The following is a 21,649-nucleotide window of genomic DNA, read 5'->3' on the forward strand; positions in this document are numbered from 1 at the left end:
ACGCAATTTCACTCAGGAAATACGTATGAGCACACAATCAAGCGGACTGTTCGCGCGCCTGGCGCAGGGCAGCCTCGTTAAACAAATTCTGGTCGGGCTGGTGCTGGGTATTCTGCTGGCGATGGTGTCAAAACCTGCTGCGGAGGCTACGGGGCTGCTCGGGACCCTTTTCGTTGGCGCACTGAAGGCCGTCGCACCGGTACTGGTTCTGATGCTGGTCATGGCGTCAATTGCCAACCACCAGCACGGACAAAAAACCAACATTCGCCCCATTCTGTTCCTGTATCTGCTGGGAACCTTCTCGGCTGCCTTAACGGCCGTGGTGTTTAGCTTCCTGTTCCCGTCCACGCTGCACCTGACCAGCGCGGCCGGTGACATCACGCCGCCATCCGGCATTGTCGAAGTGCTTCGCGGACTGCTGATGAGCATGGTTTCTAACCCCATCACCGCGCTGATGAGCGGAAACTACATTGGCATCCTGGTCTGGGCGATTGGTCTGGGCTTCGCGCTGCGTCACGGTAACGACACCACGAAAAACCTGGTCAACGATCTGTCCAACGCCGTGACCTTTATGGTGAAGCTGGTGATTCGCTTTGCGCCAATCGGTATTTTCGGGCTGGTCTCCTCTACGCTTGCAACCACCGGTTTCGACGCGCTGTGGGGCTACGCGCAGCTGCTGGTTGTGCTGGTCGGCTGTATGCTGCTGGTGGCGCTGGTGATCAACCCGCTGCTGGTGTTCTGGCAGATCCGCCGCAACCCGTATCCGCTGGTGCTGACCTGCCTGCGCGAGAGCGGCGTGTATGCCTTCTTCACCCGCAGCTCTGCGGCGAACATTCCGGTTAACATGGCGCTGGCGGAGAAGCTGAACCTGGACCGCGATACCTACTCCGTGTCGATCCCGTTGGGCGCAACCGTGAACATGGCGGGCGCGGCAATCACCATTACCGTGCTGACCCTGGCGGCGGTGCATACGCTGGGCATTCCGGTGGATCTGCCAACCGCATTGCTGCTGAGCGTGGTGGCGTCACTGTGCGCCTGTGGCGCATCCGGCGTAGCGGGCGGTTCGCTGCTGCTGATCCCGCTGGCGTGTAATATGTTCGGCATCCCGAACGAGATTGCGATGCAGGTTGTGGCCGTCGGCTTTATCATCGGCGTGCTGCAGGACTCCTGCGAAACAGCGCTGAACTCCTCTACCGACGTGCTGTTTACCGCAGCGGCCTGTCAGGCGGAAGACGCGCGTTTAGCGAAGAACCCCCTGCGAGGCTAACAGCAAAACGGCAACCCTGAGGTTGCCGTTTTTAGTGTTTGTCCCCTCTCCCCGTGGGAGAGGGTCAGGGTGAGGGCATCAGGCCGCACCGATTAAAGCGTCACACCACTCTTAAAGATCGCCAGCTCGCGGAAGTCGTTCTTCTCGTTACAGGTCTGCCTGCCGTTAGCAAATTCCACGATAGTATCCACGAACTCCGTCAGCAGCTGCGGCATCGCTTTGCCGTGAATCAGCTGGCCCGCATCAAAGTCGATCCAGTGCTTTTTCTTTGCCGCCAGCTCGCTGTTGGTAGCGATTTTCACCGTCGGCACAAAACCACCGTACGGCGTGCCGCGACCGGTACTGAACAGCACCATATGACAGCCAGCACCCGCCAGCGCGCTGGTGGCGACCGCATCGTTGCCCGGTGCGCTCAGCAGGTTCAGACCGTGAGTTTTCAGGCGCTCGCCGTAGCGCAGCACGTCAACCACCTGGCTCGCGCCCGCTTTCTGGGTGCAGCCGAGGGATTTCTCTTCCAGCGTGGTGATCCCGCCCGCTTTGTTGCCCGGCGACGGGTTCTCGTAAATCGGCTGATTGTGGGCGATGAAGTACTGTTTGAAGTCGTTCACCATGGTGACGGTCTTCTCAAAGGTCTCTTCGTCGCGGCAGTGGCTCATCAGAATACGCTCCGCGCCGAACATTTCCGGCACTTCGGTCAACACCGTCGTGCCGCCGTTGGCAATCACGTAATCCGAGAAGCGGCCCAGCATCGGGTTAGCGGTAATGCCGGAAAGGCCATCTGACCCGCCGCACTCCAGCCCAAACTTCAGCTCGCTCAGCTTGCCCGGCTCGCGCCTGTCGTGGCGCATCACCTCATAAAGCTGGTGAAGCTGTTCAACGCCCGCTTCCACTTCGTCGTCCTGATGCTGGCACACCATAAAATGCACGCGCTCGGGATCGAACTCGCCCAGCGTGTCGCGGAAGGCGTCAACCTGATTGTTCTCGCAGCCCAGGCCAATCACCAGCACCGCGCCCGCATTCGGATGACGCACCATGTTTTGCAGCATGGTGCGGGTGTTAATGTGGTCGTCACCGAGCTGGGAACAGCCGTAGGTGTGGCTGAAAAGATGCACGCCGTCAGTCCCTTCGGCGTTGTTGGTCTCTTTCAGGAAGCGCGTCTGGATCTGGCGCGCAATTCCGTTGACGCAGCCGACGGTCGGGAGGATCCACAGCTCGTTGCGGATCCCCACGTCGCCGTTGGCGCGACGGTAGATCTGCACCTCACGATCCGCCGCCTGACGCTCTTCCGCCGGTAAATCAGGTTGATAGCTGTACTCGTCCAGATCGCTCAGATTGGTGCGGGTATTGTGTGAGTGAATGTATTCACCCGGCGCAATATCCGCCAGCGCATGGCCGATGGGCAAACCGTACTTCACCACGTTCTCCCCTTTCGCAATGGGGATCAGGGCAAACTTGTGTCCACGGACGATCGCCTGACGCAGGGTGACGCTCTGGTTATCAACGGTCACCACGTCGCCTTCAGCGAGATCCGTCAGCGCGACGGCCACGTTATCCAGCGAATGGATTTTGATGTATTGCATATCAACCTCAAACGGCCTTAGTTCAGTTCAATGGCGAAGTAGTCACGCGCATTGTTAAAGCAGATGTTTCTCACCATTTCGCCCAGCAGCTGGATATCCGCTGGCGCTTCGCCCGCGTGTACCCAGCGGCCAATCATCTGGCACAGAATGCGTCGGAAATATTCATGACGGGTATAGGATAGGAAGCTGCGGCTGTCGGTCAGCATGCCGACAAAGCGGCTCAGCAGACCCAGCTGCGCGAGCTGCGTCATCTGACGCTCCATGCCATCTTTCTGATCGTTAAACCACCAGCCGGAACCGAACTGCATCTTGCCCGGCATCCCTTCGCCCTGGAAGTTGCCGACCATGGTACCCAGCACTTCGTTATCGCGCGGGTTCAGGCAGTACAGGATGGTTTTAGGCAGCAGGTTTTGTTCGTTCTGTTTGCTCAGCAGTTTTGACAGCTCTTCCGCCAGCGGACGGTCGTTGATGGAGTCGAAGCCCACGTCAGCACCGAGCAGTTTGAACTGGCGCTGGTTGTTATTGCGCAGCGCGCCGATATGGTACTGCTGTACCCAGCCGCGACGCGCGTATTCCGCACCGAGGAATACCAGCACCGCCGTTTTGAACTGCGCCACTTCGTGCTCGCTTAAGCCTTCGCCAGAGAGACGACGCGCCAGAATGCTGTCCAGCTCGGCTTCGTTTGATTCCGCAAACAGCACTACGTCCAGCGCGTGGTCAGACACTTTACAGCCGTGCGCCGCGAAGTGATCCAGACGTTTGGTCAGCGCGGTTTGCAGGTCAGCGAAACGACGGATATCGGTATCCGACACTTCCGCCAGCTTCGCCATGTAGTCGGTGAAGGTGGCCTGCTCAATGTTGAAGGCTTTGTCCGGGCGCCAGCTTGGCAGCACTTTGATATCAAAAGAGGTGTCTTTCGCGACAACGGCATGATGCTCCAGGGAGTCGATCGGATCGTCGGTGGTGCCCACCATCTTCACGTTCATCTGCTTCATGATGCCGCGCGCGGAAAAGTTATCCTGCGCCAGCAGCGCGTTGCAGCGATCCCATATTTCATCCGCGGTCGTTGGGGAAAGCAGCTTGCCGGTGATGCCAAACGGACGGCGGAGTTCAAGATGGGTCCAGTGGTAGAGCGGGTTGCCGATGGTGTGCGGAACGGTTGCCGCCCAGGCGTCAAACTTCTCGCGGTCGGTCGCATCGCCGGTACACAGGCGCTCCGCCACGCCGTTGGTGCGCATGGCACGCCATTTATAGTGGTCACCCTTCAGCCAGATGTCATACAGGTTTTTGAAGCGATAATTTTCGGCAACCTGCTGCGGCGGTAAATGGCAGTGGTAGTCGAAAATCGGCTGGTCTTTTGCGTAGTCGTGGTACAGGCGGCGAGCAAATTCGGTATCTAACAGAAAATCTTCGGTCATAAACGGCGTCATTATCGTCTTCCTCATTACGGGAGCGCAGAAAGCGTATGTTCATATGCTGCAAAGTTATCACACCAATTTCCACCAACCGAAGCTTTTTTCGTGAGTGAGATCAATAAACGCCAACAAATAAATTACCCTCAATGAAGCAAACCCTTCTGCAGGCCGCGCCAATACTGGCTTTGCGCGCGACGATTAATGTCCCCACAAAGAATCATACATTTGTGATGTCACTCACCTTTTAAAGTTGTATGACAAGTTATCTTTTCGCCGTCGCAAACACTCAGCCGACGGAATGCATTACCGGTGTGAGAGACATCGGGTTTAACGGTACGGATACCGACTTATGCACGCTTACTTATGGCAAGGTTCGGGCCGTTCCGGGACATGCTCCTGGTTACGCCCCTCCCGTTACACAACTGCTCCCGGAAACGGTTGAGAGGTTGCCGTGCTCTGGCGCGGAAATAACATAACGATGAGGTTTTAGATGCGTAAAATTAAAGGGTTACGTTGGTATATGATCGCACTGGTGACGTTAGGCACCGTGCTGGGCTACCTGACGCGTAACACCGTGGCAGCAGCAGCGCCAACGTTGATGGAAGAGCTGCATATCTCCACGCAGCAATACTCCTACATCATTGCCGCCTATTCCGCGGCGTATACCATCATGCAGCCTGTTGCGGGCTATGTGCTGGACATTCTCGGTACCAAAATCGGTTATGCCTTCTTCGCCATCGCCTGGGCGGTGTTCTGCGGTGCAACCGCGCTGGCAGGCAGCTGGGGTGGACTGGCGCTGGCGCGCGGTGCGGTCGGTGCGGCTGAAGCCGCGATGATCCCGGCGGGTCTGAAGGCCAGCTCCGAGTGGTTCCCGGCGAAAGAGCGTTCCATTGCGGTCGGCTACTTCAACGTGGGCTCGTCCATTGGGGCTATGATAGCGCCGCCGCTGGTGGTGTGGGCCATCGTGATGCACAGCTGGCAGATGGCGTTCATCATCTCAGGCGTGCTGAGCTTCGCCTGGGCGATGGCGTGGCTGATTTTCTACAAACACCCGCGCGATCAGAAAAAACTCTCCGAAGAAGAACGTGAATACATCATTGGCGGTCAGGAAGCGCAGCATCAGACCAACAACGGCAAAAAAATGACCGTCTGGCAGATCCTGGGCACCCGTCAGTTCTGGGGCATCGCCCTGCCGCGTTTCCTGGCTGAACCGGCCTGGGGTACCTTTAACGCGTGGATCCCCCTGTTCATGTTTAAAGTCTACGGCTTTAACCTGAAAGAGATCGCGATGTTCGCCTGGATGCCCATGCTGTTCGCTGACCTGGGCTGTATCGTGGGCGGCTACCTGCCACCGCTGTTCCAGCGCTGGTTTGGCGTGAACCTGATCGTTTCCCGTAAGATGGTGGTGACCATGGGCGCGCTGCTGATGATCGGCCCAGGCATGATCGGCCTGTTCACCAGCCCGTACGTTGCCATTGCCCTGCTGTGCATCGGTGGCTTTGCGCACCAGTCCCTGTCCGGCGCGCTGATTACGCTCTCGTCTGACGTCTTTGGTCGTAACGAAGTGGCAACCGCCAACGGCCTGACCGGCATGGCCGCCTGGACCGCGAGCACCATGTTTGCACTGGTGGTCGGCGCGCTGGCGGATACCATCGGCTTCAGCCCGCTGTTCGCGGTGCTGGCGATCTTCGACCTGATGGGTGCGGTGGTTATCTGGACGGTGCTGAAAAGCAAATCCGCAGAGGAGCTGGCGAAAGAGTCCCTCGGGAAACCGGCGACGCAGAGTTAGCGAAAATGCGTTTCGCCGAAGCCGCCTCCGGGCGGCTTTTTTAATGGCAAAATCTGGAGAGTGGCACGCAAAAGTGGTATAACAAATCATCTGCCGTACCCTGCCTGGAGCGCATATGGAAATCACCGAACCACGTCGTTTGTATCAACAACTTGCTGCGGAGCTGAAAGATCGCATCGAGCAAGGGGTCTATCTTGTCGGTGATAAACTTCCCGCCGAGCGCTTTATCGCGGATGAAAAAAGCGTCAGCCGCACGGTGGTGCGTGAAGCGATTATCATGCTGGAAGTGGAAGGCTACGTTGAGGTACGCAAAGGCTCCGGCATTCACGTGATTTCTAATCTGCCGAAACACTCTCCCGTCGCGGACGAAAGTCTGGAATTCGCCAGCTATGGCCCGTTTGAGCTGCTCCAGGCTCGCCAGCTGATCGAAAGCAATATTGCTGAGTTTGCGGCGACGCAGGTGACCAAGCAGGACATCATGAAGCTGATGGAGATCCAGGAGAATGCCCGTAAGGAAAAATGTTTCCGCGATTCAGAGTGGGATCTGCAGTTCCACGTTCAGGTCGCCCTGGCAACCCAAAATACGGCCCTGGCGGCAATCGTTGAAAAAATGTGGACTCAGCGCGTTCACAACCCGTACTGGAAAAAACTGCACGACCATATCGATTCCCGTACCGTCGACAACTGGTGCGACGATCACGACCAAATCCTTAAGGCGCTGATTCGTAAAGATCCGCATGCCGCTAAGCTGGCGATGTGGCAACACCTGGAAAACACCAAGCAGATGCTGTTCAACGAAACCAGCGATGACTTTGAATTTAACGCTGACCGCTATCTTTTTGCCGATAATCCGGTTGTTCATCTCGATACGGCTTCCAGTGCCGCAAAATAGATGACCTTTCTGCTGGCAGGCGCTACGTTGCGCCTTCCGGCTTACAGGAGTAAGCAAAACATATATAGTGTCAGCCTTTGTAAATCCCCTCGCTCACTTCCTGGGCTTACGCCAAAATCAATTCACCCCTGCAAATTCTGTGACGCAGAACGTTGGGCTTTGTTACAATTGGATTCAATTCCTTATTTTGTAAGTTAGTGCTTGCTAACCAGCCAATTAACAGGGAACAGTGTTGGCCACACCGCAATGTGTCCGCGAGCGACCATAATGAAATCACAACAATGTCGCCGTGCTGTATGTCCCGGATAACAGGCGTGACGTTAACCGATTTCCAGGAACACTGAATGGAACTTTTGACCCAACTACTGCATGCCCTCTGGGCGCAGGATTTTGAAACGCTGGCCAACCCTTCCATGATTGGCATGCTCTATTTCGTCTTGTTTATGATCCTGTTCCTTGAGAACGGTTTGCTGCCTGCTGCCTTCCTGCCCGGTGACAGTTTGCTGGTGCTTGTCGGCGTGCTGTGTGCCAAAGGGGCGATGGCGTTTCCACACACCATTTTATTACTGACCGTTGCGGCAAGCCTCGGCTGCTGGGTGAGCTATATCCAGGGACGATGGCTGGGCAATACCCGGATCGTCCAGAACTGGCTCTCTCATCTTCCCGCGCATTATCACCAGCGGGCGCACCACCTTTTCCACAAGCACGGGCTTTCCGCGCTGCTGATTGGCCGCTTTATCGCCTTTGTTCGCACCCTGTTGCCGACCATTGCCGGTCTGTCGGGGTTGAGCAGCACGCGCTTCCAGTTCTTTAACTGGATGAGCGGCCTGCTATGGGTGCTTATTCTGACGACGCTCGGCTATGCGCTGGGTAAAACGCCGGTCTTTATGAAATATGAAGATCAGCTGATGTCCTGCCTGATGCTGCTGCCTGTGGTTCTGCTGGTCTTCGGCCTGATTGGCTCACTGGTTGTCCTGTGGAAGAAGAAATACGGAGCCAGAGGCTAACGATGGCTATCTCACCGCTCGCCCTGCGCCGTTTTGCGGTTGCCGTGATTACGCTGATCGTCCTCAGCGCCATGCTGCTGGCATGGAGCGCGCTTTCGCATCAGGAATCGACGCTGGCTATTCGCCCGGTAAACCAGGGCGCCAGCGTGCCTGACGGTTTTTCTGTCTGGCATCATCTGGACGCGAACGGGATCCGCTTTAAGAGCATTACCCCGCAGGACGATGTTTTACTGATCAAGTTTGATTCCCGTGCGCAAAGTGCCGCCGCGAAAGTGGTTCTCGACCGTACGCTGCCGCACGGGTATATCATTGCCCAGCAGGAAGATGACAGCCAGCCTGCAGCCTGGCTGTCATTGATTCGCGATACGTCGCATCGGTTTGGATAACTTCCAGGATTCCGAATCTTTTCACTCACTTTGGTGAATCCCCCGTTTACTTACTATGCTTAAGTACGCGGAGCACCCCTCGATGTACTCCGCATAACTTTGGATAGCGGCTAACGCCGCAACACAATGGAAGGTTTCGATAATGAAATTCCGCATGACTCTGGCTCTGGCCCTTTTTTCTTTAAGCACAGCATCCTTCGCAAACTCTCTCTGTCAGGAGAAAGAACAGGATATTCAGCGTGAGATCGGTTATGCCGAAAAGCATAACAATCAGCACCGTGTTGATGGTCTTAAAAAAGCGCTGAGCGAAGTGAAAGCGAACTGTTCAGACAGCAAGCTTCGTGCCGATCACAAGAAGAAAATCGCTGAACAGAAGGACGAGATAGCCGAGCGCCGTCGCGACCTGCAGGAAGCGAAAGAGAAAGGAGATGCGGAAAAAATTGCTAAGCGCGAGAAGAAGTTGAAAGAAGCGCAGGACGACCTGAAAGCGCTGGAAGCTCGCGATTATTGAGTTAACGGAAATCTCAACAGGAGAGAGAATCATGTCAAAAGATACGACGTCTGAACATCTGCGCGCTGAACTGAAATCCCTGGCCGATACCCTTGAAGAGGTGCTGAACTCCTCTGCTGACAAGTCAAAAGAAGAGGTCAGCAAGCTGCGCAGAAAGGCGGAGCAGGCGCTGAAAGAGAGCCGCTATCGCCTGGGTGAAACCGGTGATGCGCTGGCGAAACAGACCCGCGAAGCGGCTGCCCGCGCGGACGAATATGTGCGTGATAATCCATGGACGGGTGTTGGGATTGGTGCCGCAGTGGGTGTGGTACTGGGTGTCCTTCTGACGCGTCGTTGATATGGAAGATCCTCGTCACGCACAAGGGCCTGCTAACAACGTCCTCGGCATCGGCCAGCGTATTTTAACGACGCTGGTCGGGATTGCCGAAACGCGCGTCCGGCTGGCAGTGGTGGAGCTGGAAGAGGAGAAAGCGAACCTCTTCCAGATGCTGCTAATGCTCGGGCTGACCATGCTCTTTGCAGCGTTTGGTCTGATGAGCCTGATGGTGTTAATCATCTGGGCCATCGATCCGCAGTATCGTCTTAACGCGATGATTGCCACCACCGTCGTTCTGCTGGTCGCTGCGTTGATAGGCGGTATCTGGACGCTGCGTAAAGCGCGCAAATCCACTTTCCTGCGCCATACGCGTCAGGAGCTGGCGAACGATCGCGCTCTGCTGGAGGATGACTAGCCGTGAGCGATAAAGCCGAACGTCAAAAGCGAAAAGCGTACCTGTTAAGCCAGATCCAGCAGCAACGGCTGGATCTGTCTGCCAGTCGTCGCGACTGGATCGACGCGACGCGACGGTTTGACCGGGGCTGGAATACCGTCCTGAGCCTGCGTTCGTGGGCGCTGGTCGGCAGCAGCGTGATGGCGATCTGGACGGTTCGTCATCCGAACATGCTGATCCGCTGGGCTCGTCGTGGATTCGGCGCCTGGAGCGCCTGGCGTCTGGTGAAAGCAACGTTACGGCAGCAGCAGCTGCGGTGATAAAAGCAAAACGGTAACTCAGGTTACCGTTTTTTGTTTTTGCGCCCTCTCCCCGTGGGAAAGGGTTGGGGTGATGGCACCAGCGCGCACGTTCCCTTACTCAATATCTTTGAAGAAGATTGACAGTTTTCCTTGCTAACAATTACCACCCGCCCCGTTTATTATCCTCTCCATCAACAGCAACGCCGCGGTATCTACCCGGAATTGCAGACAAATAATGTTCAGCCGCTCATGTGGTTTCCTGGAGAGTAAAATGAAAAAATTAGAAGATGTTGGTGTACTGGTCGCGCGTATTCTGATGCCAATTCTGTTCATCGTGGCAGGTTGGGGAAAAATCACCGGTTATGCGGGTACCCAGCAGTATATGGAAGCCATGGGCGTTCCGGGGTTCCTGCTGCCGCTGACCATTCTTCTTGAGTTCGGCGGCGGCCTCGCGGTACTGTTCGGCTTCCTGACCCGTACCACCGCGCTGTTTACCGCAGGCTTCACCGTGCTGACAGCGTTCATCTTCCACAGCAACTTTGCGGAAGGCGTGAACTCTCTGATGTTCATGAAAAACCTGACCATCGCGGGTGGCTTCCTGCTGCTGGCCGTCACTGGCCCGGGCGCATACAGCATCGACCGCGTTCTGAATAAGAAGTGGTAAGCACGCTATACTGAATGAACACAAAGCGAGGAGACATCTCCTCGCTTTTGCTATCTGACGGAGGAGAAAAAATGGGACAACTCGTAGACGGCGTATGGCAGGATGTCTGGTATGACACCAAATCCACCGGAGGTCGCTTCAAGCGCTCAGTTTCGGCCTTCCGTAACTGGCTGACCGCCGACGGCGCGCCAGGCCCGAGCGGCGAAGGCGGCTTCGCGGCTGAGAAAGACCGTTATCATCTTTATGTTTCGCTTGCCTGCCCGTGGGCACACCGCACGCTGATTGTGCGCAAGCTTAAAGGTCTCGAATCCTTAATTCCGGTTTCGGTCGTGAACCCGCTGATGCTGGAAAACGGCTGGACGTTTGACAGTGATTTCCCCGCGGCGACCGGCGACGATCTCTACCACCACGATTTCCTTTACCAGCTCTATCTGCGCGCCGATCCTCACTACACCGGGCGCGTTACCGTGCCGGTGCTGTGGGACAAGAAAAACCAGACGATTGTCAGCAATGAGTCTGCGGAAATTATCCGCATGTTCAATACCGCGTTTGACGCGCACGGTGCCCGCGCCGGAGATTACTATCCGGCTGAGCTGCGTGAGAAAATTGACGAGCTGAACGGCTGGATTTACGACAACGTCAACAACGGTGTCTACAAGGCCGGTTTCGCCACCAGCCAGGAAGCGTATGACGAAGCGGTTGGAAAGGTGTTTGAATCGCTGGAGCGTCTCGAGCAGATCCTGGGCCAGCATCGCTACCTGACGGGCGATCGCCTGACGGAAGCGGACATCCGCCTGTGGACCACGCTGGTTCGCTTCGATCCGGTCTATGTCACCCACTTTAAGTGCGACAAACACCGCATCAGCGATTACCTGAACCTGCATGGTTTCCTGCGTGACATCTACCAGATGCCGGGTATTGCCGACACGGTCGATTTCGACCATATCCGCACCCACTATTTCCGCAGCCACAAAACCATCAACCCGACGGGCATTATCTCCATTGGGCCGTGGCAGGATCTGGATGAACCTCACGGGCGCGACGTCCGATTTGGATAAATACGAAGGGCATCACCAGATGCCCTTTTTTAATTCACAATCTCCATCTATCCTTACCTCGATCGCTTAGAAAACAAGTGATTGACTGACTAATGAGGCAAGGAAAATGGACTGGTATTTAAAAGTACTGCGTAACTACATTGGATTTGGTGGCCGTGCCCGCCGCAAAGAGTACTGGATGTTCGTTCTGGTGAACTTCATTCTCATTATGGTGCTGGGTATTGTGGATAAAATTCTTGGCTGGGAGCGGGCTGGCGGTGAAGGCGTGCTGACCACCATTTATGGCCTGTTAGTCCTGCTGCCATCGTGGGCGGTGCTGTTCCGTCGACTACACGACACCGATCGTTCAGCGTGGTGGTTATTGCTGCTGCTGATCCCGATTATTGGCTGGATCGTGATTTTGATCTTCAACTGCCAGAGCGGGACGCCGGGCGAAAACCGCTTTGGTCCGGATCCTAAGATCGGTGCATAAAAAAAGCCCGGTGGCGCTTCGCTTACCGGGCCTACCAATTAAGATTTTATTTATTGTATTGCGTGAAAAGCTTCGGAATTTCGCGTAAACACCATGATTTGGCTTCGCCCATGCTGTCACGGCGCCACGCCATAATGATATCCACCTCGTGGCTATATTCAGGGCTGACAACGCGCAGCCGCCCTTCTGCAATGTCTTTTTCGACAAACGGGTACGGCATGGTCGCCACGCCCAGACCGGCCAATAGCGCCTGCCGTTTGTCTTCCAGTGACGTGACCGTCAGACGAGGCTGTTTATCCAGCAGCTGCACCGTCAGCACCGGACGCTCGCGCGCGGTATCCGCTACCGCCACGCCGCGATACTTCACGCGCGTCACTTCAGAGAGCGGCTCCGGCTCCTGGTGAATCGGGTGATTAGGTGCGGCAACATAGACGTTCATCACGCTGTAGAGCTTGCGCGAGTTGATTTCCGATGAGGAACGGAAGTGCATGTCCGGCGCAATTACAATATCCGCCCTGCCCGTTTCCAGACGTTCCCACGCGCCTGCCAGCACCTCGGTGATGATTGACAGCTGCGTATTGGCCTTCGCCGCCAGGCGGTCCACCAGCGGGAACAGCGCTTCTGTCGGCACCAGCGCTTCGGTAACTAACGTCAGATGGGTTTCCCAGCCGCGCGCCAGCGCTTCGGCGTCCGTCGTGAGCTTGTCCGCCGCTTCGAGCAGCACGCGGCCGCGCTCCAGCAGCATTCGCCCCACGTTGGTGAATTTTGTTCGATGACCGGAGCGGTCAAACAGCACCACGTCCAGCTCTTCCTCCAGCTTCTGCATGGTGTAGCTTAGCGCAGACGGAACGCGCCCCAGCTCATCTGCCGCCGCCGCAAAACTGCCGCGCCGGTCAATCGCGTCCATGACGCGAAGCGCCTCAAGCGTCAATGCTCTCTCTTTAGCCATCTCGTTCTCATTCAGGAAATTTGAACATACCGGGCAGAATATCTGGCTAACAATGCAGCGTCCATACCTTTACCATTGTTTTAGTGTAAAGAGAGGTCAAGTTTATGATTACGACAAGAACAGCTAAACAGTGCGGACAAGCCGATTTCGGTTGGCTGCAGGCCCGCTACACCTTTTCCTTTGGACACTACTTTGACCCTAAACTCCTCGGTTACGCTTCACTGCGCGTGTTAAACCAGGAAGTGCTCGCCCCGGGCGCCTCCTTCCAGCCGCGTACGTACCCGAAAGTCGATATCCTGAACCTGATCCTGGAAGGCGAGGCAGAATACCGCGATAGCGAGGGCAATCATGTCCAGGCAAAGGCTGGCGAAGCGTTGTTAATTTCCACGCAGCCGGGCATCAGCTACAGCGAGCATAACCTCAGCAAAGACAAAACGCTGACCCGTATGCAGCTGTGGCTGGACGCCTGCCCCGAGCGGGAAAATCCGCTGGTACAGAAGTTAGATTTAACGGGCGATAAGCAGCAGCTGATTGCATCGCCGGACGGCAGTAAAGGTAGTCTGCAGCTGCGCCAGCAGGTGTGGCTGCACCATATCGAACTGAAGAAAGGTGAACAGGCGAGCTTCCAGCTTCATGGTCCGCGCGCCTATTTGCAGTCTATTCACGGTACGGTACATGCGGTGACGCACACGGAAGAGAAAGAAGCGCTCACCTGCGGCGACGGGGCGTTTATTCGTGATGAAGCGAATATCACCCTGGTGGCGGATACGCCGCTGCGCGCGCTGCTGATTGATTTGCCGGTTTAGAGAATGCTCTCACCCTAACCCTCTCCCAATGGGAGAGGGAACCGATCGAGCCACGGCAGAATCATCCGGCGCCGTAAGAAATCACTCTGCCAGCGCGTTAGCCATATCGGTTCTAATCTGCTTACGCTGTTCCGGCGTCAACACCTGGCTGACGTCGAAGTAATATTTCACGCGGTAATAGCGGGTCTGCTCTTCAATTTTGCTAAAGGCAGCAAGCTGGCTTTTCACCGTGCTTTCGTCCCATTTACCCGCCTGGAACATGTCGATCAGCGCGCCGTCCTTCACCCCCGTCATCGGGATCTTGCTGACATTTTGTTCCAGCTGCTTATGCAGATCTTCAATCTTTTTAACCTGCTCATTGCTGAGCTTCAGGTGCTGTACGAGCGGATCCTGCGAGGGAGACGGGGCAGCCTCAACGTTCGCGGCCTGCGCCGTAAAACTGCACGCTGCCAGCGAGGCGGCGACCAGCGCAATACGGGTCATTTTCATCATCTTACTGTCCTTACATGCTGTGATAGGGAAAAGCAGGCGTATTGTTTTTCAAGAGCGGATGAATATGTGTGAGTAATTATATAAACAATTTTGTATGTTTAGCGGGCAAAAAAATGCCCCCAGGGTGAGGGGGCATGAGACCTGAATGTCGTCAGATAGATTGCGTAAACGTCCTCGAAATCACATCCTGCTGCTGCTCGCGCGTCAGGGCGTTAAAACGCACCGCATAGCCTGAAACGCGGATCGTCAGGTTCGGGTAATTCTCGGGATGCGCGATGGCATCGAGGAGCATTTCCCGGTTCATGACGTTGACGTTCAGATGCTGCCCGCCCTCAATGGACGCTTCGTGATGGAAGTACCCGTCCAGCAGCCCCACCAGGTTGGTTTTGCGCACCAGCTCGTCCTTGCCCAGCGCCTGCGGCACGATGGAGAAGGTGTAGGAGATCCCGTCTTTCGCGTAGGTGAACGGCAGCTTGGCCACCGACGTTAGCGAGGCCACGGCCCCTTTTCTGTCGCGGCCGTGCATCGGGTTCGCGCCAGGCGCAAACGGCGTGCCGCCGCGGCGTCCGTCCGGCGTGTTCCCGGTCTTCTGGCCGTAAACCACGTTGGAGGTGATAGTCAGGATCGACTGGGTTGGCACCGCGTTGCGGTAGGTTGGCAGCGCCTGAATTTTCTTCATAAAGCGCTCCACCAGGTCGCAGGCGATGCTGTCCACGCGGTCGTCGTTGTTGCCGTACTGCGGATAGTCCCCTTCAATCACGAAATCGACCGCCAGACCGGTGTGGTCGCGCACCGGCTTCACCGTGGCGTATTTAATGGCCGACAGGGAATCCGCCGCCACCGACAGCCCGGCAATGCCGCATGCCATGGTGCGATAGACGTCGCGGTCGTGCAGCGCCATCAGCGAGGCTTCGTAGCTGTACTTATCATGCATGTAGTGAATGAGGTTCAGGGCGCTGATGTACTGCACCGCCAGCCAGTCCATAAAGTGGTCGAGGCTCGCCATCACGGTATCGTAATCCAGCACGTCGTCCAGCAGCGGCTCGGTTTTCGGGCCGACCTGGATCTTCAGCTTCTCGTCCACGCCGCCGTTGATCGCGTAAAGCAGCGTTTTGGCGAGGTTGGCGCGCGCGCCAAAGAACTGCATCTGCTTGCCGATCACCATCGGGCTGACGCAGCAGGCAATGGCGTAGTCGTCGCTGTTGAAGTCCGCACGCATCAGATCGTCGTTCTCATACTGCAGCGAAGAGGTGACGATCGACACCTGCGCGGCGTATTTCTTGAACGCGATCGGCAGTTGTTCAGACCAGAGGATCGTCAGGTTCGGCTCCGGCGCAGGCCCCATGGTGTGCAGGGTATGCAGATAGCGGAAGCTGTTTTTGGTCACCAGCGTGCGCCCGTCCAGCCCCATGCCGCCGATCACTTCCGTCGCCCAGATCGGATCGCCGGAGAAGAGCGTGTCGAACTCCGGCGTGCGCAGGAAGCGCACCATACGGATCTTCATGATGAAGTGATCGATCAGCTCCTGCGCCTGGACTTCATTCAGCCTTCCTGCCTGCATGTCGCGTTCAATGTAGATATCGAGGAACGAGGCCGTGCGCCCCAGCGACATCGCCCCGCCGTTCTGGGATTTCACCGCTGCAAGATAGGCAAAATAGACCCACTGCACCGCTTCCTGGGCGTTCATCGCCGGACGTGAAATATCAAAGCCATAGTTCGCCGCCATCTGCTGGATCTGCAGCAGCGCGCGCCTGTGCTCCGCCAGCTCTTCACGCAGGCGGATCGTCGCCTCCAGATCTTCACCGCGCTCCAGCCTGCCCTGCAGATCGGCAAACTGCAGTTCGCGCTCGCGCACCAGATAAGCGATCCCGTATAGCGCCACGCGGCGATAGTCACCGATGATGCGTCCGCGCCCGTAGCCGTCCGGCAAGCCGGTCAGCACGCCGGATTTACGGCAGCGCATTATCTCCGGCGAATAGACGTCAAACACGCCCTGGTTGTGGGTTTTGCGCAGGTCGGTAAACAGGTATTCGAACTGCGGATCCATCTCCCGGCCATAGGCTTCGAACGAGCTGCGGATCATGTTGATCCCGCCATACGGGTGCAGCGCACGCTTGAGCGGCTTATCGGTTTGCAGGCCGACGATCGTCTCCAGCTCCTGGTCGATATAGCCCGGCCCGTGGGCCGTAATGGTGGTGGCGATGTTGGTGTCGAAATCCACCGGGGCGTGGGTGGCATTCTCCTGGCGAATGCCGACCATTACCTTCTGCCACAGCGCCGTCGTTGCTGGCGTCGCCTGCGCGAGGAAAGCTTCATCGCCTTCATAAGGGGTGTAGTTATGCTGAATAAAATCGCGGACGTTGACGGCGTTTTTCCATTCTTCACCGCGAAACCCGGCCCATGCGTCGCTGTAGGGCGCGACGCCCGTATCGATTGTTACTTTCATGTGATTCTCGCTTTATCAGGCGTAAGCCGCGGCCGGGGTAACCTTTCCAAGACGGAGGGCGTCCAGCGCGATCATTTTTTCTTCGTTGGTAGGGATAACCGCGCAGGCCACGCGGGACGATTCGGTGGAGATCACGCGCTCACCCGCGCTCCCCGGCAGGGCATTTTTGGCGTCGTCGAGGATGATGCCGAAGACTTTCAGATGTTCCGCCACCAGCGTGCGGACAAGCTTCGAGTTTTCGCCAATTCCGCCGGTAAAGACCACCCCATCCAGGCGGTGCAGCGACGCCGCATGGCCGGCAATATGTCGCGCAATGCGGTGCACGAAGGTATGGATAGCCAGCTGCGCCCGCTCGTTGCCTTCGTGCCAGGCTTTCTCCAGCGCGCGTAAATCGGAGGAGATGCCGGAGATCCCCAGCAGCCCGGACTCTTTATTGACCACGCGCTCCAGATCCTCAAACGACTGGCCGGTCTGCTGGGCAATCCACGCCATCGCGCCGAAGTCCACATCGCCGCAGCGCGTCCCCATCACCAGCCCTTCCAGCGGCGTCATCCCCATCGAGGTATCAACGCTTTCGCCGTTGCGCACCGCGCAGATGGACGCCCCGTTGCCGAGATGGGCAATCACCAGGCCGCTGTCGTCGGGGGACAGCCCGAGAAGCGTATGCGCCTGCGCGGCCACGTAGCGGTGAGAGGTGCCGTGGAAGCCGTAGCGGCGCACGCCCAGCTCTTCAAAATAGCGGTACGGCAATCCGTACAGATACGCCTGCGGCGGCAGCGTCTGGTGGAAGCTGGTATCAAATACCGCGACCTGCTGCACGCCCGGGAACAGGCGCTCTGCCGCTTCCACGCCGCTCAGGTTGGCGTAGTTATGCAGCGGTGCCAGCGGGGAGACCTGGCGAATCTGCGCGATCGCCTCTTCCGTGATCAGGGTCGACTCGCTGAAGAGATTTCCCCCGTGCGCAATGCGGTGGCCAATTAAGGCCACGCTGCTCATCAGGTTACGCTTCTCCAGCTCCAGGGCGATGGCAGCCAGCGCCCCTTCGTAGTCCTGGTGAGCCAGTCTGGCTGGCTCACCCCCGTTCACGGAAATAAAGGCCTTCTCGGTGTTGATCCCGTCTGCAATGCCCGTCATCAGGGCATCGCAGCTGCTGGCGTCGAGCACCGAAAACTTAACAGAGGACGATCCGCAGTTAATAACCAGTACAACCGGAAACTCAATCATCATGTGACTCCGCTCTTCCTGAGCAATGGGTTAGAACAGTTTGTAAACGATATTCAGAATGGTCAGCAGGCCGACCGCGGTAACGAAGATGTTCTCGGTACGCCCTTTGTACTTCGCCAGCGCCGGTGCTTTGCGGATGGCATACATCGGCAGCAGGCACAGCAGAGAGGCAATGATTGGCGCCCCCATGGCTTCAATAAGGTCCAGAATGTTCGGGTTGGCGTAGGCCACAACCCAGGTGGAGCCCATGATGAACACCATGCTGATGGTGTTCAGCTTGCCAACGGAGACTTTCTTCTTATCGCCCTTGTAGCCAAACTTGAGGATCAGGCCGTTCAGCCCTTCCAGCGTGCCCAGGTAATGACCGAAGAAGGATTTGAAGATAGCCACCAGCGCGATGATGGAGGCACCGTATTCCAGTACCGTTGCGAACGTCGATTTGGTTCCTGACATTGACGCAAAGTGGTTCGCCAGGTAGGAGAGCACCGGAATGTTCTGCGCCTTGGCGTCCGCCATGTTCTGCGGAGAGAGCGTAAACAGGCAGCTAAAGGCGAAGAACATCACCACGGCCACCATCAGCATGCTGGCGCGACCGATGATTTTGGAACATTTCTGCTCGGTGAACGCTTTCCCGAACTCCGGCTCGTACTCTTCGCGCTTGGAGACCACAAACGAGGAGACGATAGGCGAGAAGTTGAAGGAGAAGACCATGATGGAGATACCCAGCCACACCGTGACCAGAATGCCGTCATGACCGGTGAAGGCGATATCGCTCAGGTTGACCTGGTCAATCACCGCCGAGTTCCAGTAAGGGATCAGCGACAGGGAAATCAGCACAAGGCTGGCGATAAACGGGAACACCAGGAAGCTCATGACTTTCACCATCAGGTCTTTACCAAACCAGATAACAAAGGCCATCAGCAGCAGCAGGAACAGCGCCACCACGCCGCGGTTCAGCGCAGGCAGCTGGAGCTGGTTTTCCCAGAAGGTCATAAAGGTGTTGGTAATGGTGACGCCGTAAATCCACAGCAGCGGGCAAATGGCGAAGAAGTAGAGGAAAGTGATCACCACCCCACCGGTTTTACCAAAGTGCTCTTCCACCGTTTCGGTGATGTTGCCGGAAACGTTGCTCCCGGAGAGGCACAAACGCGCCAGCGCGCGGTGGCAGTAAAACGCAATCGGGAACGCGAGAACCAGCATCAGCAGAATAGGGATCAATCCACCAAAGCCTGCGCGAATGGGAAAGAACAGCACGCCTGCGCCAATGGCGGTACCAAACAGGCCGAGCGTCCATGTGGTATCAGACTTACGCCAGGAGGACGTTTTTGTCTGGCCAACGATAATGCTTTCTGTGTTGCTCATAGGTCACCTTTATGCGTCAACGAAGCCGGTAATTTGGGAAACACGGGAGAGATCGATATTGCCGCCGGAAATAATGCAGACGGTTTTACGCCCCTGAATATAGTGGTCAAGCTTGCCGCTTAATAACGCGGCACAGGCCAGCGCGCCGGCGCCTTCCGTCACCACTTTATTTCGCTGAATAAGTGCGATCATGCTGTCGCGAATGTTGTCTTCGCTGACCAGCACAATGTCATCAACCAGCTCGCGAACAATTTCGAACGGTAAATTACCGGGACGAGAAACATCACAGCCGTCGGCCAGCGTGCCGGTAACGCGATGGCTCATTATTTCCCCGGCCTGGTACGATGCCGCCATGCCGTGAACATTTTCTGACTGCACGCCGATGATATTAATGGTGGGGTTGATGGATTTAATTGCCGTCGCAATCCCGGCAATTAAACCGCCGCCGCCGATAGGCACAATAACGTTATCCACGTCGTATAAATCTTCGAGAATTTCCAGACCGATGGTGCCCTGCCCGGCGATCACTTTGGCATCATCGTACGGAGGAATAAAAATGCGCCCTTCCATCTCGACGATTTCGCTGACTTTGGCAATGGTGTCGTTGAAGTTCTCGCCGTGCAGCACCACTTCGGCGGAGTAGTCGCGCGTCGCGGCCACCTTAGACTTCGGCGCGCCCATCGGCATCACCACTTTGCCGTCGATGCCAAGCATCGCGCAGGAGAGGGACACACCCTGCGCGTGGTTTCCCGCGGAGCAGGCGACAACGCCTTTGCGTTTTTCAGCGTCGGTCAGCGAGCTTAATTTGTTAAACGCGCCGCGGATCTTAAACGAGCCGGTACGCTGCATGTTCTCAAACTTCAGGAATATTTCGCCCTTGCAGCGTTCGCTAAGATAATTCGAGCGCGGCATACCTGTTTTATATATTTTTCCTGCCAGTCGTTTTCTGGCGTCCTGAATATCTTCAATCGTTACCGGGAGATCGTAGGTAATATGCATAATATCCTCGTTATAATAATTCATTCTTTTCAGGCAAAGTCAGGGTATCAGAGCGTTACAGAGATAAGCTCTGGGTGTTTTTAAAATGATTACTTATTATTCATCGTCGTCTTTCGATATTCATCGACGAATACTGTTTCGCCAGCTCAACTAATACTGACGCCGATTTTTTAATCCTGTAATTTTTTGACCACACGGCGGCATAACGCGCCACGGGTAATTCATCTTCTACGGGCAGCACAATAAACTGGTCAGAACCGAACGGCGCAATCATGTCGCGGGGAATGACCGTCAGATAATCGGCATTCAGCACAAGGTTATAAATGGTGACGACGGAATCGGTCTGGACGATGTTTTCGATGCTGATGTGGTTGTCTTGCAGGGTAGTCAGAAGTTCTTTGTAGTAGCCCATATCGGTTTGCGGCATCACCCACTGCTCGTGCGTGAGCGATGCCAGTGTCGTCGGGCCGGTGCACGTTCGCGTTTTGCTGGCGACCAGCACAAACTCGGACTCAAACAGCGGTTCGACGTGCAGATCCTGCAGCAGCATTTCATCGCTTAGCGTGCCGATAGCGAAATCCAGACGACCGTCGCGAATGGCCGGAAGGAAAGAGGAGAGCTGGGCTTCATACATCGAGACGCGTGCTTTCGGGAACACTTCCTTGAATTTTTTGATCATCTCGGACAGGAAGGTAAAGCCGATCAGCGACGGGTAGCCAAAGGAGACGTCCATAACGGTACTGAAGCTCAGGCTGTTAATCTCACTCACCATGTTTTTCATTTCGCGGGTGATCGACTCAGAGTACGAGAGCAGAACCTGGCCCGCGGCAGTGAGTTTTACGCCGGTGTTTTTACGCACCATCACTTCCACGCCGAAGTAGGACTCAATATCGCTGATGATTTTGCTGACGGCGGGTTGCGTCAGGCCAAGCTGTCTTGCTGCAGAACCTATGGAGCCACTTTTAATGACTTCCTGAAATACCACGAGGTGCTGTGTTTTCGGTAGAATAATAGTGTTCATAATATTCTGCGCTTATTTCCCTATGACGGAGCGGATTCTACCTAATAGTGTTTAAGGGGGTATGTGCTGTCACTCACAATTTGCTTTTTCGCACGCTTCACAGGAACAACGACAACCAAAAAATGCATTTATTATCAATAACATAAATAAATACAACCACACCATTACGCTGATATCGATCAATAAAAGCAGTAGTAATAAATTTATTTTATGGCGATAACCTTGATAAATTTTTCAGCGTTAAAAAAATCAATAAAGACGATCTTTCAGGCAATTAAAGACCAATAAATAACCGCT

Annotated in this window: 22 protein-coding genes; 13 read left to right on the forward strand and 9 right to left on the reverse strand. The window is 55.9% G+C overall.

Annotation, left to right across the window (positions count from 1 at the left end; genetic code table 11):
- Nucleotides 1-25 precede the first annotated feature (25 nt).
- The gene (sstT, locus tag ACWKXN_RS15040) at nucleotides 26-1,267 is read left to right on the forward strand and encodes a serine/threonine transporter SstT (RefSeq protein ID WP_033146717.1); all 1,242 of its coding nucleotides are present in this window, start codon (nucleotides 26-28) and stop codon (nucleotides 1,265-1,267) included.
- A 92-nt stretch (nucleotides 1,268-1,359) separates the two neighbouring features.
- On the opposite strand, the gene ACWKXN_RS15045 is transcribed toward sstT, so the two are convergent.
- A complete protein-coding gene (locus ACWKXN_RS15045) occupies nucleotides 1,360-2,847 on the reverse strand; it encodes a UxaA family hydrolase (RefSeq protein WP_048974669.1) in 1,488 nt (495 codons plus the stop codon).
- A 17-nt stretch (nucleotides 2,848-2,864) separates the two neighbouring features.
- Nucleotides 2,865-4,277: a glucuronate isomerase gene (uxaC, locus tag ACWKXN_RS15050; protein ID WP_047060289.1), complete on the reverse strand. Its 1,413-nt coding sequence runs from the start codon at nucleotides 4,275-4,277 to the stop codon at nucleotides 2,865-2,867.
- Nucleotides 4,278-4,752: 475 nt separating this feature from the next.
- On the opposite strand from uxaC, the gene ACWKXN_RS15055 reads away from it, so the two are divergent.
- The 11 genes from ACWKXN_RS15055 to ACWKXN_RS15105 all read left to right on the forward strand — a co-directional run bounded on the left by ACWKXN_RS15055 (nucleotide 4,753) and on the right by ACWKXN_RS15105 (nucleotide 12,053).
- Entirely contained in the window at nucleotides 4,753-6,051 is a 1,299-nt protein-coding gene (locus ACWKXN_RS15055; RefSeq protein ID WP_023333537.1) for an MFS transporter, read from the forward strand.
- Nucleotides 6,052-6,166: 115 nt separating this feature from the next.
- Nucleotides 6,167-6,943, forward strand: a complete 777-nt coding sequence (gene exuR / locus ACWKXN_RS15060) for a transcriptional regulator ExuR (RefSeq protein WP_023309288.1) — start codon at nucleotides 6,167-6,169, stop codon at nucleotides 6,941-6,943.
- A 344-nt stretch (nucleotides 6,944-7,287) separates the two neighbouring features.
- Complete coding sequence (gene yqjA / locus ACWKXN_RS15065) at nucleotides 7,288-7,950, forward strand: DedA family general envelope maintenance protein YqjA (RefSeq protein ID WP_024906405.1); 663 nt, start codon at nucleotides 7,288-7,290, stop codon at nucleotides 7,948-7,950.
- 2 nt (nucleotides 7,951-7,952) lie between these two features.
- Nucleotides 7,953-8,336, forward strand: a complete 384-nt coding sequence (gene mzrA, locus ACWKXN_RS15070) for an EnvZ/OmpR regulon moderator MzrA (RefSeq protein ID WP_039260467.1) — start codon at nucleotides 7,953-7,955, stop codon at nucleotides 8,334-8,336.
- 142 nt (nucleotides 8,337-8,478) lie between these two features.
- Complete coding sequence (locus ACWKXN_RS15075) at nucleotides 8,479-8,847, forward strand: DUF1090 domain-containing protein (RefSeq protein ID WP_023309291.1); 369 nt, start codon at nucleotides 8,479-8,481, stop codon at nucleotides 8,845-8,847.
- A gap of 31 nt (nucleotides 8,848-8,878) precedes the next feature.
- Nucleotides 8,879-9,184 carry a DUF883 family protein gene (locus ACWKXN_RS15080; RefSeq protein ID WP_454543983.1) on the forward strand — a complete coding sequence of 102 codons (306 nt, stop codon included), beginning with the start codon at nucleotides 8,879-8,881 and terminating at the stop codon, nucleotides 9,182-9,184.
- Nucleotide 9,185: 1 nt separating this feature from the next.
- A complete protein-coding gene (locus ACWKXN_RS15085) occupies nucleotides 9,186-9,578 on the forward strand; it encodes a phage holin family protein (RefSeq protein WP_023333540.1) in 393 nt (130 codons plus the stop codon).
- 2 nt (nucleotides 9,579-9,580) lie between these two features.
- A complete protein-coding gene (locus ACWKXN_RS15090) occupies nucleotides 9,581-9,877 on the forward strand; it encodes a YqjK-like family protein (protein ID WP_033146723.1) in 297 nt (98 codons plus the stop codon).
- A 253-nt stretch (nucleotides 9,878-10,130) separates the two neighbouring features.
- A complete protein-coding gene (locus ACWKXN_RS15095) occupies nucleotides 10,131-10,523 on the forward strand; it encodes a DoxX family protein (RefSeq protein ID WP_023309292.1) in 393 nt (130 codons plus the stop codon).
- Between the two features lie 71 nt (nucleotides 10,524-10,594).
- A complete protein-coding gene (locus ACWKXN_RS15100; RefSeq protein ID WP_045888059.1) occupies nucleotides 10,595-11,581 on the forward strand; it encodes a glutathione S-transferase family protein in 987 nt (328 codons plus the stop codon).
- Between the two features lie 106 nt (nucleotides 11,582-11,687).
- A complete protein-coding gene (locus ACWKXN_RS15105) occupies nucleotides 11,688-12,053 on the forward strand; it encodes a DUF805 domain-containing protein (protein ID WP_029739660.1) in 366 nt (121 codons plus the stop codon).
- Nucleotides 12,054-12,099: 46 nt separating this feature from the next.
- Here ACWKXN_RS15105 and ACWKXN_RS15110 read toward each other — a convergent pair whose 3' ends face one another.
- On the reverse strand, nucleotides 12,100-13,002 hold the full coding sequence (locus tag ACWKXN_RS15110) for a LysR family transcriptional regulator (protein WP_029739659.1): 903 nt from the start codon (nucleotides 13,000-13,002) through the stop codon (nucleotides 12,100-12,102).
- Nucleotides 13,003-13,106: 104 nt separating this feature from the next.
- On the opposite strand from ACWKXN_RS15110, the gene ACWKXN_RS15115 reads away from it, so the two are divergent.
- Nucleotides 13,107-13,808, forward strand: a complete 702-nt coding sequence (locus tag ACWKXN_RS15115; protein ID WP_023309295.1) for a pirin family protein — start codon at nucleotides 13,107-13,109, stop codon at nucleotides 13,806-13,808.
- 81 nt (nucleotides 13,809-13,889) lie between these two features.
- On the opposite strand, the gene ACWKXN_RS15120 is transcribed toward ACWKXN_RS15115, so the two are convergent.
- The 6 genes from ACWKXN_RS15120 to tdcA all read right to left on the reverse strand — a co-directional run bounded on the left by ACWKXN_RS15120 (nucleotide 13,890) and on the right by tdcA (nucleotide 21,352).
- Nucleotides 13,890-14,300 carry a Spy/CpxP family protein refolding chaperone gene (locus tag ACWKXN_RS15120; RefSeq protein WP_033146727.1) on the reverse strand — a complete coding sequence of 137 codons (411 nt, stop codon included), beginning with the start codon at nucleotides 14,298-14,300 and terminating at the stop codon, nucleotides 13,890-13,892.
- Between the two features lie 151 nt (nucleotides 14,301-14,451).
- On the reverse strand, nucleotides 14,452-16,746 hold the full coding sequence (gene pflB, locus ACWKXN_RS15125; protein WP_454543984.1) for a formate C-acetyltransferase: 2,295 nt from the start codon (nucleotides 16,744-16,746) through the stop codon (nucleotides 14,452-14,454).
- Nucleotides 16,747-16,761: 15 nt separating this feature from the next.
- Nucleotides 16,762-17,970 (reverse strand): propionate kinase, encoded by a 1,209-nt coding sequence (gene tdcD / locus ACWKXN_RS15130; RefSeq protein ID WP_048974687.1) that lies wholly within the window; start codon nucleotides 17,968-17,970, stop codon nucleotides 16,762-16,764.
- Nucleotides 17,971-18,000: 30 nt separating this feature from the next.
- Nucleotides 18,001-19,332, reverse strand: a complete 1,332-nt coding sequence (tdcC, locus tag ACWKXN_RS15135) for a threonine/serine transporter TdcC (protein WP_033146729.1) — start codon at nucleotides 19,330-19,332, stop codon at nucleotides 18,001-18,003.
- A gap of 9 nt (nucleotides 19,333-19,341) precedes the next feature.
- Nucleotides 19,342-20,331, reverse strand: coding sequence for a bifunctional threonine ammonia-lyase/L-serine ammonia-lyase TdcB (tdcB, locus tag ACWKXN_RS15140; RefSeq protein ID WP_032640996.1), 990 nt, complete (start codon nucleotides 20,329-20,331; stop codon nucleotides 19,342-19,344).
- Nucleotides 20,332-20,431: 100 nt separating this feature from the next.
- Nucleotides 20,432-21,352, reverse strand: coding sequence for a transcriptional regulator TdcA (tdcA, locus tag ACWKXN_RS15145; protein ID WP_008501504.1), 921 nt, complete (start codon nucleotides 21,350-21,352; stop codon nucleotides 20,432-20,434).
- Nucleotides 21,353-21,649: the final 297 nt, after the last annotated feature.

It is taken from the genome of Enterobacter sp. UPMP2060, assembly GCF_053709655.1.